Source organism: Cryptocyanus atlanticus LEGE 06306 (assembly GCF_056633155.1).
Window position 1 is genome coordinate 18,547 of the sequence record NZ_JBSJOZ010000019.1, and the last position, 15,025, is coordinate 33,571.

At 69.4% G+C, this 15,025-nt stretch carries 17 protein-coding genes; 12 read left to right on the plus strand and 5 right to left on the minus strand.

The features are described 5' to 3' along the window. Positions 1-8 precede the first annotated feature (8 nt). Entirely contained in the window at positions 9-2,282 is a 2,274-nt protein-coding gene (locus ACWJI7_RS13595; RefSeq protein ID WP_479938682.1) for a molybdopterin oxidoreductase family protein, read from the plus strand. Here the strand turns inward: ACWJI7_RS13595 and ACWJI7_RS13600 are convergent. Together ACWJI7_RS13600 and ACWJI7_RS13605 are read right to left on the minus strand one after the other, a co-directional pair. Beyond that, positions 2,243-2,713, minus strand: coding sequence for a nitrate reductase associated protein (locus ACWJI7_RS13600; RefSeq protein ID WP_479938684.1), 471 nt, complete (start codon positions 2,711-2,713; stop codon positions 2,243-2,245). The genes ACWJI7_RS13595 and ACWJI7_RS13600 overlap by 40 nt on opposite strands. Next, a complete protein-coding gene (locus ACWJI7_RS13605; protein ID WP_479938686.1) occupies positions 2,703-3,830 on the minus strand; it encodes an anthranilate phosphoribosyltransferase family protein in 1,128 nt (375 codons plus the stop codon). The genes ACWJI7_RS13600 and ACWJI7_RS13605 overlap by 11 nt, the downstream gene beginning before the upstream one ends. A gap of 275 nt (positions 3,831-4,105) precedes the next feature. On the opposite strand from ACWJI7_RS13605, the gene ACWJI7_RS13610 reads away from it, so the two are divergent. From ACWJI7_RS13610 to ACWJI7_RS13620, 3 genes are all read left to right on the plus strand, one after another. Further along, positions 4,106-4,249, plus strand: coding sequence for a hypothetical protein (locus ACWJI7_RS13610; RefSeq protein WP_479938688.1), 144 nt, complete (start codon positions 4,106-4,108; stop codon positions 4,247-4,249). Between the two features lie 21 nt (positions 4,250-4,270). After that, positions 4,271-4,468 (plus strand): hypothetical protein, encoded by a 198-nt coding sequence (locus ACWJI7_RS13615; RefSeq protein WP_479938690.1) that lies wholly within the window; start codon positions 4,271-4,273, stop codon positions 4,466-4,468. A gap of 120 nt (positions 4,469-4,588) precedes the next feature. Beyond that, entirely contained in the window at positions 4,589-6,148 is a 1,560-nt protein-coding gene (locus ACWJI7_RS13620) for a ferredoxin--nitrite reductase (RefSeq protein WP_479938692.1), read from the plus strand. Here ACWJI7_RS13620 and ACWJI7_RS13625 read toward each other — a convergent pair. Beyond that, complete coding sequence (locus ACWJI7_RS13625) at positions 6,072-6,413, minus strand: hypothetical protein (protein ID WP_479938694.1); 342 nt, start codon at positions 6,411-6,413, stop codon at positions 6,072-6,074. The genes ACWJI7_RS13620 and ACWJI7_RS13625 overlap by 77 nt on opposite strands. A 150-nt stretch (positions 6,414-6,563) precedes the next feature. On the opposite strand from ACWJI7_RS13625, the gene ACWJI7_RS13630 reads away from it, so the two are divergent. The 5 genes from ACWJI7_RS13630 (at position 6,564) to ACWJI7_RS13650 (ending at position 10,450) form a co-directional block, all read left to right on the plus strand. Beyond that, a complete protein-coding gene (locus tag ACWJI7_RS13630) occupies positions 6,564-7,970 on the plus strand; it encodes a CbiX/SirB N-terminal domain-containing protein (RefSeq protein WP_479938695.1) in 1,407 nt (468 codons plus the stop codon). Further along, positions 7,967-8,782, plus strand: coding sequence for a uroporphyrinogen-III C-methyltransferase (gene cobA, locus ACWJI7_RS13635; protein ID WP_479938696.1), 816 nt, complete (start codon positions 7,967-7,969; stop codon positions 8,780-8,782). The genes ACWJI7_RS13630 and cobA overlap by 4 nt, the downstream gene beginning before the upstream one ends. Positions 8,783-8,940: 158 nt before the next feature. Beyond that, entirely contained in the window at positions 8,941-9,417 is a 477-nt protein-coding gene (locus ACWJI7_RS13640) for a redox protein (RefSeq protein WP_479938711.1), read from the plus strand. Positions 9,418-9,515: 98 nt separating this feature from the next. Beyond that, complete coding sequence (locus tag ACWJI7_RS13645) at positions 9,516-9,695, plus strand: hypothetical protein (RefSeq protein WP_479938698.1); 180 nt, start codon at positions 9,516-9,518, stop codon at positions 9,693-9,695. A gap of 314 nt (positions 9,696-10,009) precedes the next feature. Continuing rightward, entirely contained in the window at positions 10,010-10,450 is a 441-nt protein-coding gene (locus ACWJI7_RS13650; RefSeq protein WP_479938700.1) for a hypothetical protein, read from the plus strand. Positions 10,451-10,457: 7 nt separating this feature from the next. On the opposite strand, the gene ACWJI7_RS13655 is transcribed toward ACWJI7_RS13650, so the two are convergent. Further along, positions 10,458-10,649, minus strand: a complete 192-nt coding sequence (locus tag ACWJI7_RS13655) for a hypothetical protein (RefSeq protein ID WP_479938702.1) — start codon at positions 10,647-10,649, stop codon at positions 10,458-10,460. Positions 10,650-10,953: 304 nt separating this feature from the next. Here ACWJI7_RS13655 and ACWJI7_RS13660 point away from each other — a divergent pair, with 304 nt between their 5' ends. Continuing rightward, positions 10,954-11,514, plus strand: coding sequence for a DoxX family protein (locus tag ACWJI7_RS13660; RefSeq protein WP_479938704.1), 561 nt, complete (start codon positions 10,954-10,956; stop codon positions 11,512-11,514). Positions 11,515-11,522: 8 nt separating this feature from the next. Here ACWJI7_RS13660 and ACWJI7_RS13665 read toward each other — a convergent pair whose 3' ends face one another. Continuing rightward, entirely contained in the window at positions 11,523-12,389 is an 867-nt protein-coding gene (locus ACWJI7_RS13665; protein WP_479938706.1) for a CsgG/HfaB family protein, read from the minus strand. Positions 12,390-12,620: 231 nt separating this feature from the next. Here ACWJI7_RS13665 and ACWJI7_RS13670 point away from each other — a divergent pair, with 231 nt between their 5' ends. Then, positions 12,621-13,097: a redox protein gene (locus tag ACWJI7_RS13670; RefSeq protein ID WP_479938713.1), complete on the plus strand. Its 477-nt coding sequence runs from the start codon at positions 12,621-12,623 to the stop codon at positions 13,095-13,097. A 95-nt stretch (positions 13,098-13,192) separates the two neighbouring features. Next, the gene (locus tag ACWJI7_RS13675; protein WP_479938707.1) at positions 13,193-13,963 is read left to right on the plus strand and encodes an SDR family NAD(P)-dependent oxidoreductase; all 771 of its coding nucleotides are present in this window, start codon (positions 13,193-13,195) and stop codon (positions 13,961-13,963) included. Positions 13,964-15,025: the final 1,062 nt, after the last annotated feature.

Consider the following 15,025-nt stretch of genomic DNA (forward strand, 5'->3'; position numbering starts at 1 on the left):
CCGCTGAGATGGGCGATCCCCTGGCCAGAGCCGAACCTGCCGGCATCAGCACCCAGTGCCCCTATTGCGGGGTGGGCTGCGGCCTGACCATGCTGCCCCCTGCGGCCCGCCATCAACTGACGCGCCGTGGGGTGGATGGTCTCCCCATCTGGGGGGTCAAGGGTGATCGCCGTCATCCATCGAGCCAGGGGCAGGTGTGTGTCAAAGGTGCAACGGTCGGGGAGACGCTGGATCGATCCCGTCTGCGGGAACCGCTCTTTCGTCCCGCTCTGGATCAGCCCTTCCGCCCGATCAGCTGGGAGGACGCCCTGGATCGCATCGTCGGCCAGATCCGCCGCACCCTGGCCAGCAAGGGGCCTGACGCCATTGCGATGTATGGCTCAGGCCAGTTTCATACCGAGGATTATTACGTCGCCCAGAAACTGATCAAAGGTGCCATCGGATCGAACAATTTCGATGCCAACTCGCGGCTGTGCATGAGTTCCGCCGTGGCGGGGTATGCGCGCAGCCTGGGCTCCGATGGCCCCCCGTGTTGTTATGACGACCTGGATCACTGTGATCTGGCCTTCCTGATCGGCACCAACACGGCCGCCTGTCATCCGGTGCTGTTCCAGCGCCTGATCAAACGCAAGAAACGATCCCCTCGCCAGCTGAAGATCGTGGTTGTGGACCCGCGCGCCACCGCCACCTCGGCCGCGGCCGATCTCCACCTGCCGATTCAGGCCGGCACCGATCTCGTGCTGCTGCACGGCATGGCCCACCTTCTGCTCGCGCGGACATCGATCGATGCCGCCTTCATCGATGAAGCCACCGAGGGCTTCGCCGCCCTCGCCGATCTGCTGCAGGAATGGACGCCCACCCGGGTCGCCGGAATCTGCGGCATCACCGAAGGGCAGCTCCAGGAGGTGGCCCAGCTCTGGGGAGATGCCGGGGCGGCCCTCAGTCTGTGGTCGATGGGGGTGAATCAGAGCGTGGAAGGCACGGCCACGGTGGCTGGGCTGATCAACCTCCATCTCCTCACTGGTCAGATCGGCCGGGCGGGGGCTGGCCCCTTTTCACTCACCGGCCAGCCCAATGCCATGGGCGGTCGGGAGGCCGGGGGGCTCGCCCACCTGTTGCCCGGCTACCGCACCGTGGCGAACCCGGCCCACCGCGCCGAGGTGGAGCGGGCCTGGGGCTTCGCGCCGGGTTCGATCGCCGCCCAGCCCGGGTTGACCGCCTGGGAGCAGGTGGAAGCCATGGAACGGGGGGGCCTGGATGTGTGGTGGGTGGCCGCCACCAATCCCCTGGTGAGCCTGCCCAACCTGGAGCGGGTCAAGGCGGCGGTCTCCCGCTGTCCCCTGACCATCCTCAGCGAGGCCTACGCGGGCACGGAAACCGCCCACTACGCCCATCTGCTGCTGCCCGCCGCCCAGTGGAGCGAGAAGCCGGGCACGATGACCAACTCGGAACGGCGGGTCACGTTCTGCCCCGCCTTCCGCCGGCCCCCTGCCCAGGCCCGCCCCGACTGGGAGGTGTTCGCCGCGGTGGGGCGGCGGCTGGGATTCGAGCGTCAGTTCGCCTTCTCCGGCTCCGAGGCGGTCTATGCCGAGCACGCCCACCTGACGGCCGGCCGGCTCTGTGATGTCTCGGGCCTCAGCCATGGGCTGCTGGCCCGCCAGGGACCGCAGCAATGGCCCTACCCCCAGGGCAGCGCTCCGACGACGGAAGCCAAGCGGCTCTACACCGACCTGCGCTTTCCCACCCCCAGCGGCCGCGCCCGCTTCTGCGCCGATCAGCCCCTGGGCCTGGCCGAGCCGCTCTCCGAGGCCTTCCCGCTGGTGCTCACCGTCGGCCGCTATCTGGGCCAGTGGCACACGATGACCCGCACGGCCCAGGTGCCCCGGCTGATGGCGATGCACCCCGAGCCCCTGCTGGAGGTGCATCCCGTCAACGCCCTCGCCCTGGCCCTGGAGGAGGGGGCGCTGGCCAGGATCACCTCCAGGCGCGCCAGTATCACCGCCAGGGTGACGATCAGCGATCGCATTCGCTCCGGCACGGTGTTCCTGCCGATGCACTGGGGTTTCATGCAGGACCAGGCCTGCGAGGTCAACGCGCTCATGCACGAGCTGGCCTGCCCGATCTCCGGCCAGCCCGAGCTCAAGGCGGCCGCCGTTTGCGTGGCGGCCACGGCGTCGGTGATCCGGCCGGTCGAACACCGGGCCGGTGCCGGCTCCGGTGAGCCCCGACGGCGGCCCAGCCGTCAGCCGAGCAGCTCGGAGAGGGCGGCCGGCAGGTTGTGATGATCGTGGCCGGGCCGCGCCAGTTTGCAGAGGGCGAAGCGCTCCAGTTCCGTCAGCATGCCCCACTGCTGCTGGCTGATGGCCTGACCCAGGCCCAGGGCCGATTCGCGCACCACCTCCGGCAGCACAGCGCCCTCCTGCCACGGTTCTCCGCTGACGGGGACCAGGGTGCGGGCCTCCCCATCGGGCAGGGGACGGGTGAGGCCGCGGATCCGCTCCGCCAGCCCCGGCAGGGCCTCGGGGCCGTCGGGCCAGAGCACCAGCTCCCTCCTCTGCTCGGGTGAGAGGGCAAGCCAGTGGCTGAGCCGGAGTTTGATGCCGGCCAGATCCAGCTTGCGCCGCAGGCAGAGCGGGATGCAGCGCCAGTTGCCGATCAGATCGCTTTCGAAGCCGAAGCAGTGCCGGGCCTGGCTGGCCGGATCAGGTTTCATGCTCCCTCCAGGCGATCAGGTCCTGCAGCTTGGCCAGCACCGCTCCGCTCCGCAGCAGGTCATCGGCCATGGCCAGGCCGCTCCGATGGTCCTCCTGGTGGCCGGACTGCCACAGGTAGGCCCCCGCGTTCCAGACCAGGGACTTGTGGAGCGCGCCCTGGGCGCCGAGGGCGGCCCTCGCCTGCTGGGCCCATCCCGTCAGGTCGGACCAGGGGGGCTCCTGCTCGTAGCAGCCATGGTCGCGGGGGTGAAGGATCAGACGCTCCACCTCGCCAGCACGGACCCGCGCCGTGATGCAGGCCCGGCTGATCGGCAGGTCGGTGCTGCCTTCCAGGCCCTTCACCGTGAACAGATCGGTTTCGCCGCAGAGCTGCAGGGCCTTCCAGGCCCTGGCCTCGGTGGGGGGATGCACGAAACCGCTGACCAGCAGGTGGGGCCCGCGATGGGCGGTCCAGAGCAGTTCGAGGCTGGCCACGGGAGGGCGTTTGCCCAGGTCCTCCCGGACCTGGTTGAGGCTGTCGGCCAGGGGGAAGTGATCCGGCTGGTGAATCAGGGCGAGCTGGTGACGCTCCAGGCCCCGCTGGAGTGCGGGCAGCGGCAACGCCCCCAGGTCCAGGCCCAGGGCGGCGAACAGTTCCATGGCGGTCACGCCGTACTTGACCGGCATGCGCGCGCCCCCCTGGAGCACCACCGGCACCCCCGCCGCGGCCAGCACCAGGGCCGTCAGGGGATAGATCGGCGCGGTTCGGGTGCGGCCGTCGAACGGCATGCCGAAACAGAGGGCCTGCCCGGAGCTGACGATGGACGGACCCAGCCGCCGGTAGAGATCCAGCATGCCGGCGAGCTCCTGAGGCTCCGGCCTGCGGATGCGATGCGCAATCAGGAAGGCCCCGATCTGGGCGGGGCTGGCCTGGCCGCTGAGCATCAGCTCGAACGCCTCGGCGGCCTCCTCACGGGTCAGCCCTGAGCTGGTGTGCTCACCGCTGCCGATCTTGCGCAGGTACCGCTTGAACCGCTCCCGGGGGGCCAGTTCGCCGGCGGCGGGCAGGTCCCCGGCGGCGGCCCTGGCCCTGGGGTCGACGCCCTGGGGATCCGATGACGTCGTCGGCGCTGCCATGGGCGTCATCAAAGGGGCAGGCAAGCAAGGTCCGGATGGCAGTCTCTCATCGCCCTTGGGGTCGGTCTGTCGCCGCCAACTCGGTTCGGGGGCCGCCGCGGGGAGCCCTGGGCGCCCCCCCTGATCCGGGGCCCGTGAGGGTCAAGAAGTCTCAAGAGATCCAAAATTCCCCCCAGGGCTGGGCCGCCCCCACGGCGGAGGGCGGATTCCGTGCCATTGGCTGCATCGCCCGGGGGGCCGGGGCGGCGAGAGTCGACACCCATGCAGCTGCGCCAATGCGTCTCGCCGCCTCCATGGGCCTGGTGCTGGGTCTGTTGCACGGCCTCATCGCCGTCGATCTGAGGCAGTCCCGCGCCGCGGCGACCCTCGGGTGGCCCTCCGGCGCCGCAGCCCTCCCGGGAGCCGCCTTCCCATACTGAGCACCTTGACGGAAGCCGCCCATGGCAGGTCCAGGACCGATCACCCGAGGCCAGACCCGACCCCTGGGGGTGGCCACGGCTTTTCTCGGCTTTTTTGTCATCGGCTCCCTGGCCGTCCAGCTCGTGACGACGGCGCAACGCCCGGGGACCGCCGCCGCTCCGGTCGCGCCCGTCGTGGCCCATCAGGCCACCCTGTGGCAGGCCCTGGGCGAGCGCTGAGGCCATCCCCGGGCAGTGCAGCAGTTCAGCTGGGCCGCCGCGGTGCGGTTGGGTAGCTGCGGCCACAGGAGCGATCCGCCCGTCCCTGGAGGATGGGTCGTCGCATCCCCTCATCTCCCCATGGTTCAGGCCTCTGACGCGGGCACCAGCACACCGACTCTCAACAAGGTGGAGCTGGCCAAGGCGGAGTTCTGCGGGCTGGAGCTGGCCCCCCGATTACCCGACCTGGCGCGCAGCGGCTGGGAGAGCCTGGATGAGGCCACCCTCACCATCCATCTGAAGTGGCTGGGAATCTTCTTCCGTCCGGTCACGCCCGGGCGTTTCATGCTGCGGCTGCGCCTGCCCAATGGGGTGATCAGCGCCGACCAGCTCGAGGTCCTCGCCGAGGCGGTGGACCGTTGCGGGGAGCACGGCAGCGCCGACATCACCACCCGTCAGAACATCCAGCTGCGCGGCCTGCTCCTTGAGGACATGCCCCCGCTGATGACCGCCCTGGAGTCGGTGGGCCTGACCAGCCGGCAGTCCGGCCACGACAATCCCCGCAATGTCACGGGCAACCCCCTGGCCGGGCTCGATCCCGAGGAGTTCGTCGACACCCGGCCGTTGGTGAAGGCCATCCAGAGCGCCCTGCTCGGCCCCGGCGGCCCCCGCAACCTGCCCCGCAAGTTCAACGTGGCAGTGGGCGGCGCCCCCGACAGTTTCCTGCTGCACAACGACCTGGCCTTCCTGCCGGCGCTGCGGGAGGGTGAACTGGGCTTCACCGTGATGGTGGGGGGGTTCTTCTCGGCCCAGCGCAACGAGCTGGCGATCCCCCTCGGGCTGTGGTTGCGGGGCGACCAGTTACCCAGCTTCAGCCTGGCCGTGCTGCGCCATTACGAACGGGAGGGAAGCCGGGCCGCCCGCAGCAAGACCCGTCTGATGTATCTCATCGATGCCCTCGGTCTGGAGACCTACCGGGCCGCGGTGCTCGAGTCCTACGGCACCGTCGCCGGTGCCGAGGCCGCCGCCGCAGTCCCCTCCCATGACGGCTCCCATCTGGTCCACCAGCCGCCCCGCGACATCTGTGGTGTCCACCCCCAGAAACAGGAAGGGCTGCACTGGGTCGGCCTGCACGTGCCGATGGGCCGCCTCGAGGCGGAGGCGATGCTGGCTCTGGCCAGCCTCTCCCGCACCTACGGCAGCGGCGAACTGCGCCTGAGCGAAAGCCAGAACGCCCTGATCGCCAACGTGCCGGATGAGCGGCTGGAGGCCCTTCTCGCCGAACCGCTGCTGGCCCGGTTCCGGACGGATCCCACTCCGCTGCAGACCGAGGCGGTGAGCTGCACCGGAAACCGTTACTGCGGCTTTGCCCTGATTCCCACCAAGAGCACCGCCCAGGCCGTGCTCGACGAACTGGACCGGCGGCTGGAGCTGCCCGCTGCGGTCCGCAGCCACTGGACCGGCTGCCCCAACGCCTGCGGCCAGCCCTACATGGGCCAGATCGGCCTGATGGGCGCGAAGACCCGTCGGAACGGCCAGATGGTGGAGGCGGCCCGGATCTACCTGGGCGGCTCCATGGGCTCCGATCCCCGGCTGGCCGAGCTGCACGACAAGGGCGTTCCGCTCAGTGAGCTGCCCGACGTGCTCGAGGAGCTGCTGGTGGAGCGCTTCGGTGCCCGCCGCCGCGATGCGGTGGCCTGAGGGCAGCCCAGCCCCAGGGGGACCTGCGCCGGGCCGGCCACCTGCTGAGATAGGCCGCGTCGAGTGCCTCCAGGGTCGGCCGATCGCCCGGGTCGTGGCCCCCATACAGCAGGGCGATGATCCGGTCCGGATCGAGCGCCAGGGCGGCCGCCTCCTGCCACAGCCGTTCACTCCGTTGCCGGTCGCCTCGCTGGAACTGGGCGTCGGCGATCTGCCCCACCAGCAGGAACACCAGCTGACGGTCCTTCCGTTCGGTGCTGTCCATCGGGCCGACCCCTGCCGTGCGCGTCCATCCCCTTGCTAGGGCGAGCCGCCACCTCCCGGCGACTTCGGGGGCAAAACGTATCAACAGCAACCGTTTGGCCAACGTCCTGCCGGCCCCCGACCCCGTCAGCCTCGACGCGGCGATGCCATCGTGAACGGTACCGCCGCCCGGCCGCGGCCCACGCTTCCTTCCGGCCCGATCCTCCCCCTGGACCGCCCTTCCCACTCCGACCGGTCATCCGAGCTGTCCCCGAGCCGGCTGCCCCCTTCCGGCAGCCCAGAGCGCTGGCCCTGGTTGCAGCGGTTGCGCCGGCTGACCAGCCTGGATCCCCATCCCTGGCTGCAGGCCCTGGAGGCCGGTGGGGTGGACCCCGACGCTGATCTGCTCGCGGTGCTGGTGGAACGCCTGGATGGGCAGGGGAGCGCCCGCCTGTTGCAGTGGTGGCTGACCACCCGCGGACCCGGGACCCCCGGGCGGGACCAGGCCTGGCGCGACCAGCTGGCCCTGGTGGGGCGTCATCGCGATCATCGCTGTGCCGCCGCGCTCCGGCAGGGGTTGGAGCGGGACCTCCAGCCGGCCCTGCTTCCCCTGCTGGGCCACCAGCGCGACCCGGCCGATTTCCCCCTGCTGCGCCAACTGGCCCTGGAGGCCGGCCCGATGGCGCTGCGGCGCCAGGCCCTGGAGGGGCTGGCGGTGGGGCTGAGCGCCTGGCCGCTGCCGGAGCTGCGCCGCACCCTGCGGGACCTGGCCCTGGATCTGGACCCCCTGCTCGCCGGCCAGGCGGTGGATCTGCTGGCCCGGGTGCCCACGGCCCGCCCCGAACTGCTGGTCCTGGCACGCCGCCGGCTGGATCCGATCGTGGCGGAGCGGCTGCGGCGCCGGCTGCGGGCCCTCCCCGTCAGCGCCCTGCTCCTGGTGGTGCATGGCCGCGCCGGTGGTGAGATCCCAGCGGAACTGCAGAACCTGGCCCTGGAGCTGGCCCGCCGCCGCGGGGCGCAGGTCCGGCTCCAGGCGCTGACCGCCGACGCACCGCCGCGTCCCGAGCCCCTGCGCACCTCGCCGGCCGGCGGTGCAACGGAGGCCCCGCTGACCCTGGTGCCGCTCTTCCTGCTCCCCGGAGCCCATGTCCGCCTCGATCTGCCCGCCATCGCCGCCCACTGGCGCCGCAGCGGGCCGGTGCGGCGCCTGCCCTTCCTGGGGGGCTGGCCCCTCTGGCAGCGCAGCCTGGCGGAGGAAGCGGCCGCCGTGGCCGCCGCCGAACCCGACGGCAACGGCCCGGACGCCCGGCCGCTGCTGCTGCACCATCCCCTGGACGGTGCCCTGGCCCCCCGCTACCTGGCCCATCTCGAGCACACGGTCCAGGCACGCTGCCTCGCCACTCCATACAGTGCGGCTGACTTCGAGGAGCTCAAGCTGGCGATCCGCGGCGCTGCCCTGCCCCTGGCCCTGGCCGCCAACCGGCTCACCGACAGCCTGTCCGACCAGGTGGGTCCGCCGCTGCTGCAGCGGGAGCGGTTCCGCACCCTGCTGCTCGAGCAGCTCGAGGCCCTGCCATGACCCGGGCCGCCATCCCCGAGGAGGAGCCGCTGGCCGAGCCCCTGGGGACCGTGTACCTGGTGGGGGCCGGGCCCGGCGATCCGGAGCTGATCACCCTCAAGGCCCATCGCCTGCTGCGGCGCTGCGACGCCCTCGTCTACGACTCCCTGGTGCCCATCGCCCTGCTGGAGCTGGTGCCGGCCCACTGTGAGCGCCATTTCGTCGGCAAGCGGCGCGGCCACCACTCCGTGTCCCAGCCCAGCACCAACGCCGTGCTGGTGGCACTGGCCGGCCGCTGCCGCACGGTCGTGCGGCTCAAGGGGGGCGATCCATTCCTGTTCGGCCGCGGTGGCGAGGAAGCCGCTCACCTGGCCCGGCACGGGGTGCCGGTGGAAGTGGTGCCGGGGGTGACGGCGGGGATCGCCGCCCCTGCCTACGTGGGCATCCCCGTCACCCATCGCCGCGCTGGCTCCAGCGTCACTTTCGTCACCGGCCACGAGGAGATCGACAAGGCCCGTCCCGGCGTCGACTGGCGAGGGCTGGCCCGCAGCAGTGACGGGCTGGTGATCTACATGGGGCTGCACAACCTCCGCCGCATCGGCGAGGAACTGATGGCCGGCGGTCTGTCGTCCGACACTCCCGCCGCCGTGATCCAGCAGGGCACCGTTCGGGGGCAGCGGGAGCTGGTGAGCCGCCTGGGGGACCTGGCCGACCGGGTGGAAGCGCTGGGCTTCGGGTCCCCCTCGATCGTGGTGATCGGCCAGGTGGTGGAGGAGCGGGTGGCCCTCTGTGCACCGGAGCCGGCCGAGGTGGAGATGCCGATCCCCTTCTGAGCCGGTTCGCCGGCTCAGAAGGGCTCGATCGAGGGGGGGTATCCGGATGGCACGATGGGTGATCAGACCCCAGATCCGGTGCCAGGTCCAGCTGGCCAGGTCCCATGACCCTTGCCGCCCCATCCCAGGGGGAGCCCGGGACGCCGAAGCCGGCGCCGATGTTCGCGCTCATCCCCTACGAGACCTTCCGCGACACCCCCGGTGTCCGCTTCTTCGACATCACCGTGCCCCGCTCCAATGCCCGGGACCTGGTGGTGCACAGGGGTCCGGCCGTGAGCCCCCCGAACGACCCCGGCCGTGGCGCCTGGCAGTTCTACCTGCACCCCCACCAGGAGGACAACCTGCTGGCCGTGCAGGGCGGGCGCACGTTTTACCTGGTCAATTTCGGCTGGAACTACCCGTTTCACATCGTGCGGCTCGACACCGGCGGCGACATCCTGCGGATCCCGCCGGGCACGTTCCACCGCTCCGTCTCCGATCACGACGGCTCCCGGGTGATCAACCAGGCGGTGCGGGAGGAGGGGGCCTCCCTGGTCCGTGAATTCCGGGTCTACAACAGCCATCGCATCCCCCGTCTGCTGGCGGTCACCAGCCAGACGGCCCCGCTGCCCAAGCTGCACGGAGTCCCCTGGTGAGGCGGGGGGATGGGGCCCGGGAGGCCGCGTCGACCACGGCGCCCCGCTGTTCAACATCAGCGGCAAGCCCGAACCCCGGCTGCTGGCACCACTCCGGCGTGGGGGGCTGGATCGAACCCTGGTCGGGTGGCACCGCTGGTCTCGATGGCGACGGCCAGCGGTGCCCCCATCCCGAGGATCCGCAGCTGGAGGGGCCCCTCTACCGGGGCGTGGGGGGCATGGATGGACTCTGCCGCGGCCTGCTGGCCCATCCGCGGGCCGTCTCCGTGTTCGGCTGATCCGGACCTGGAGGCGGCCCTGGAGGCGATCGGATCCATGCCGATGGAGCCCCGCACCACGCTGCTGCAGGTGCTCAACCCTGGGGCGGCGCCGTCGGCCCGGCATCCCGGATTGATCGGCAGCGGATCCGCCCCAGGGTCGAGGCGCTCACGGAGGCCCTCCGGCGGGCGATGGCCCCTATTCGCCGTCCCTGGGCCCCGCGCCCCAGCCCATCAGCCAGGCCGGGCTTCGGCGGCATCGAGGGGGCCCTGCGCAGCGCCGAGGGGCTCGCCGCCAGGCTGGTGGCTCCTCCGCTCTCCCCCCCCCACCACCGATGGCTGACTCCCTCCCCGACCTGCGGATCCCGGCGCCGGGTGGCCCACGGCACGATTCCGGCCGCCGCCGCTGGGGGCGGCTGCTGTGGCCGGTGGTGCTCACGGGCTGGGCGGCGCTGCTCCTGCTCTGGGCCCCCGCCCCGATGGCAGCTGCCACCACCGACCACTACCTCTGCGAGGGCGATCCCCTGGTGGCCCTGGCCGACAACGGCGCCGTGGATGCCACGGACCTGCCCAATGTGAGTGCCGGCACCGTGCCGGGCGCCTTCGTGGTGCTGCGCTGGCGGGGTGTGAGCCTGCAGCTGCCCCGCACCAACAACGCCGGTCCCCCCAGCTACACCGATGGGCAGTGGTGGTGGAGCCTGGAGAATCCGGATCAGCCCCGCTTCCAGCGGCGCCGCGGCGACCTGCAGACCTACCCCTGCCAGCGGAGCGAGTGAGCGGGTTTCAGCCGTCGGATCGGCGGCGATAGCGGCAGCCCAGCTGGATCTCGCCGCGATCGAGCAGGCGACCGAGCCGCAGGGCCGTGGCCTCCTCCAGCCGGCTGAACCGGGGCTGCTCGGCCGCGACCCAGTCGAGCTCGTGGAGGGTGATCACACCGGTGGAGACCGATTCGATGAACAGCTCGCCGACGGTCATGCCTGATGTTGCGGAATGTAAACAGTCTGCCCTGCCCCGGCAGCCGCCGTGCGGAGAGGCCAGGGACTCCCGTCCAACGGTCCTCACATTTCTTCATCCGGCGAGCCAGGCTGAATCCTGTCCGTCCCCAAGCCGTGACCACCCTTTCCCTGCTGGAAGGCTTCCTGGGCTTCCTGACCGCCGGCGTGGCGCTGTGGGCCTGGCGCCTCTCCACCACCTCCCCACTCCAGCCCTGAGGGGCCCTGGGCCCGCTTCGGCCGAGCCCGTCCCCGGCCTTCGAACCCTCCCCGCCTCCCCTTCCCCGATGACCTCCCTGCTGCGCCGCTATTTCCTCAAGGACGGCCCCGTGGCCAACACCGGCCTACTGATCCTGCGGCTCTCGATCGGCCTGATGATGCTCCATCACGGCCAGGAGAAACTGGCCGACCCAGCAACCTTCGCCGCCAATTACGTGGTGCCCCTGCACCTGCCCTTCCCCCTCGTCTTCGCCCAGCTGGCCGGCTTCTCCGAGCTGATCGGCTCCTGGTGCGTGATTCTGGGGTTCCTCTCCCCGCTGGGAGCCCTGGCCCTGGTCGCCACGATGTCCGTGGCCGCCTACCACCACATCCTCACCAGCGGACTGAACATCTATGTGCTGGAACTGGTGGTGCTCTATCTGGGGGGCAGCCTGGCGATCCTGCTGAACGGTCCGGGCCGCTTCTCGTTCGACGCCGGCATCGTCTCCGGTCTGCTGGAGGCGGAGGGGGAGCGTGCGGAACCTTTCGGCAGCTTCGGCTCGATCGAAGCCGGTGAAGCCATCCCGGTGATCATCCGATCCGAGGCCGCCGCCACCCTGGTGCGACGACGCTCCCGTCCCGGGCGCTGAGCCCGGTCTCACTCCAGCTGGAGCACGCCGCGAGTGCGCTCCCGCCGTTGTTGCTCCTGGGCCTCGAACGCAGCCATGCAGTTGCCCTTGGGCACGAGCAGGCAGCTCACATAGCTGGAGGCATCGATCAGGGCGGCCCGGATCGCCTTGGCGGCGGGGGTGCGCTGGGCCTCCGAGCTGTTCGAGCCGAAGCGCAGGGTGCCCGCGGCGCCGGTGAGCCCCTGGCCGGTGCGGCCCATGTTCGGCGCCAGGAACAGGGCCAGCCCCGCCGCCGGCAGCAGGTTCACCCCGTCCTCGCGGGCCGAGGCGGTGTTGGTGGCCCGGCCTTCCACCGTGCGCCGGCCAACCACCTCACCGGTCGTGCTGTCGACCACCCGCACGTCGATCGCCACATAGTCCTTGGTTTCGAGCTGTTCCTTGCTGGTGCCGAAACCCAGCAGCCCGAAGTTGCTGCCCGAGCTCTTGCTCTCAACGTTGGAGTCGTAGGAGGTGACGGTTCCGAGCACGATGTAGCGGGCCCCGGTCATCTGGCCCCTGCGGGCGGCCGAGGGTCCGCTGCGCACGATCCCCAGCTCGGTCAGTTCCTGCTCCGAGAGCACCTCCTTGAGGTTGGTGCGCTCCACCACCTGCAGGTCCCCGGTGCCCTGGAGCTCGTTGGCGAGCATGGCGGCCAGGTCGGTGGCCACCGGGCCCTGCCACCACCAGGTCTGCTGGGTGACGGTGTTCTTGAAATCCGGCACCGACACGGTGGGCCGTCCCCCCGCCCCCTGGGGCTGGGCGGTGGCGGGAGACGGGACCAGCACGGCCGAGAGCCCCAGTGCCGCCGCGGCCAGCACGGCCATGGGAGGGGAGAATCGACGCGTGCGCTCAGCCATGGCCTGGGATCGTGCGGGGTGGAATTCCATCTAAGCCTGGCTGGTCGGAGGAGCCCCGACCGGATCAGATTCCGTCCCCGCCGCGATGTTCCGTAACAGGGCGCACGGTGAAGCGGGTGGATGCTTCGGTTCAGTGGAGGCAGTTTCCTCGCCGGTCCCCCCGAGCCGGCCGGACCCATGGCCTCCACCGTGCTTCAGCCAAGCGAAAGCCGCGCCCCCCGGCCGGCCCCGATGTTTGAGCTCATCCCCTACGAGAAGTTCCGCGATACCCCCGCCGTCCGCTTTTTCGACATCACGGTGCCCGCCTCCAATGCCCGCGACCTGGTGGTGCATGCCGGACCGGCCGTCAGCCCGCCGGATGATCCCGAGAGCGGCGCCTGGCAGTTTTATCTCCATCCGCACCAGGAGGACAATCTGCTGGCCCTGCAGGGTGGTCGCACGTTCTACCTGGTCAACCTCGGCTGGAACTATCCCTTCCATATCGTGCGGCTCGACACCGGCGGTGACATCCTGCGGATCCCTCCCGGCACGTTCCACCGTTCCGTCTCCGATCCCGATGGTTCCCTGGTGCTCAACCAGGCCAAGCGCGCTCCGGGCGCTTCGCTGATCCGCGAATTCCGGGTCTACAACAGCTCCACCATCCCCCGGCTGTTCGCCACCACGGCCCGCACCGCCCCCCTGCCCAAGCTGCACGGATTCACCTGGTGAATCGGCTGACCTGGTGAGGCGGGTCTCCCGGTCCCCAGATCCGAACGGCGACCGGATCGTTCACAACGCGAATCCAACACCAGGAGGCGATCGTCATGCAGGCCTTTCGGCTCGATGGACAACGAGCCCTGATCTCCGGTGGCTCCAGAGGCATCGGCGCCGCCATTGCCTGCCGGTTCGCTGAAGCGGGCGCCGAGATCGGAATCATTGGTCGAGATCCTGAAGGCCTGGCCAAAACCAGGCACGCTGTCGAGAAGAACGACAGACTTTGCAGCGTGATTGAAGCGGATCTCTCGTCCGTTGAAGGGGCAAGACGCGCAGGTTCAAGGGCCTTGGAGATTTCCCCCCAATGGGATGTTCTCGTCAACAACGCGGGCATGGCCACGATCAAGCCCATCCTCGAGATCACCCTAGCCGAATGGAATGACACCTTTGCCTTGAATCTACGATCGATCCTGCTGCTTTCTCAGGCCATCGTGCCTCCCATGATCAAGAGAAGAGCTGGCAAAGTGATCAACATATCCTCGATTGGGGCCTTGATCGGCACGCCCGGGTTGGCAGCTTACGCAGCATCCAAGGCCGCATTGAACCAACTGACAAGAACAATGGCCGTTGAATGGGGAGCTCACAACATTCAGGTCAATTCAATTTGCCCAACCGTGGTCTTGACAGACATGGGGCATGCACTCTGGGACGACCTTGACCGAGCCGACCAGAGAAAAGAAAAAGAGAAACGAATTCCGTTGCATCGTTTTGTCGAGCCGGAAGAGGTTGCCAATGTGGCTCTGTTTCTCGCCAGTTCTGCATCCAGTTTTGTTCATGGTGTATCCCTTCCCTTGGATGGAGGCCTGACGATCTCCCCCTGATCGCCCCGCATCGCTCCGGGCTGAGCCACGGTTACGGTTCCCTGCGCCAAGTCGAGCCCGTTCCAGGTCCCACCGTCCAGATGATCTTCCCTTGGATGACAGAGCTTTCGAGCCTCCAATCCTGCCCGAGTCCCCATGGGAACCCTCGCTTTGATCACGGCCGGACGGTTGGTTGGCGGCATTGCCCTCGTTCCCTCGACACGGCCACACAGGCGCCCCACCCGGTCTCATCCGGGGCTGGCTCAGGCAGGCATAAACCCCTATTGCCGCAACCGATCGGCGGGAGGATGGTGAAGCCATGGGATTCGGAGGTTCCACGCATGGAAGACACCCCCCCTGAGCAGTTCCCTGGAGCGAACTGACGATCCGGCCCCTGCTCCAACACTCTCAACGGATGACTGACGTCCCCGGCGTCCAATAACGCCGGCGTTCCAAGCACTGCCTATGGTCTGGCCCCAGGCTGATCTCAGGTGCCCTGAACGCAACCGGATGTCCCACTGGAACCCTGGCCCCAGGTGCCAGCGTCAGCAGCTCCGACCTTCACCGAACACGTTCTAGGCCCGGTGTCCTTGTCGCCGGGCTTCTTCATGGCTGCGGAGACCCGGTCAGCGTTCAGGGCACCATTCCTGTTGGGGGTCCGATCACCGGAAGGATGGGGGATGGGGGTCCCGGGGATCGAACCCGGCTCAGGCGGATTATGAGCCCGCTTGCTTTGACTGGTATGACTGGATTATTTGGCTATGCAGTGACCACATCTTGACCAGTGCGGGATCCAAGTGTGCGCATCTCGTCCTGTGAACAGGCCCTGCCTCTGTCCTGGGCCCCTTCCGAATCAGCAACTTTCAGCCCCTACCGATGCCCCCGCATCAACGTGTCGGATGAGCCAGTGCCTTGCTCAGGCCTGCCAGCCTCATCCCTCCCCAAGGGAGCTCTCTTGGCTTCAGTGCTTTGAAGAAGCCCTCCGGCAAACAGCCGGCCAACGGACCGGAATGTCGTTATCACGATTTGTTGCTTCTCCTATGAAGCAATTCTAATCGCCCAGATGGCTGCTCCTGCAGTGCT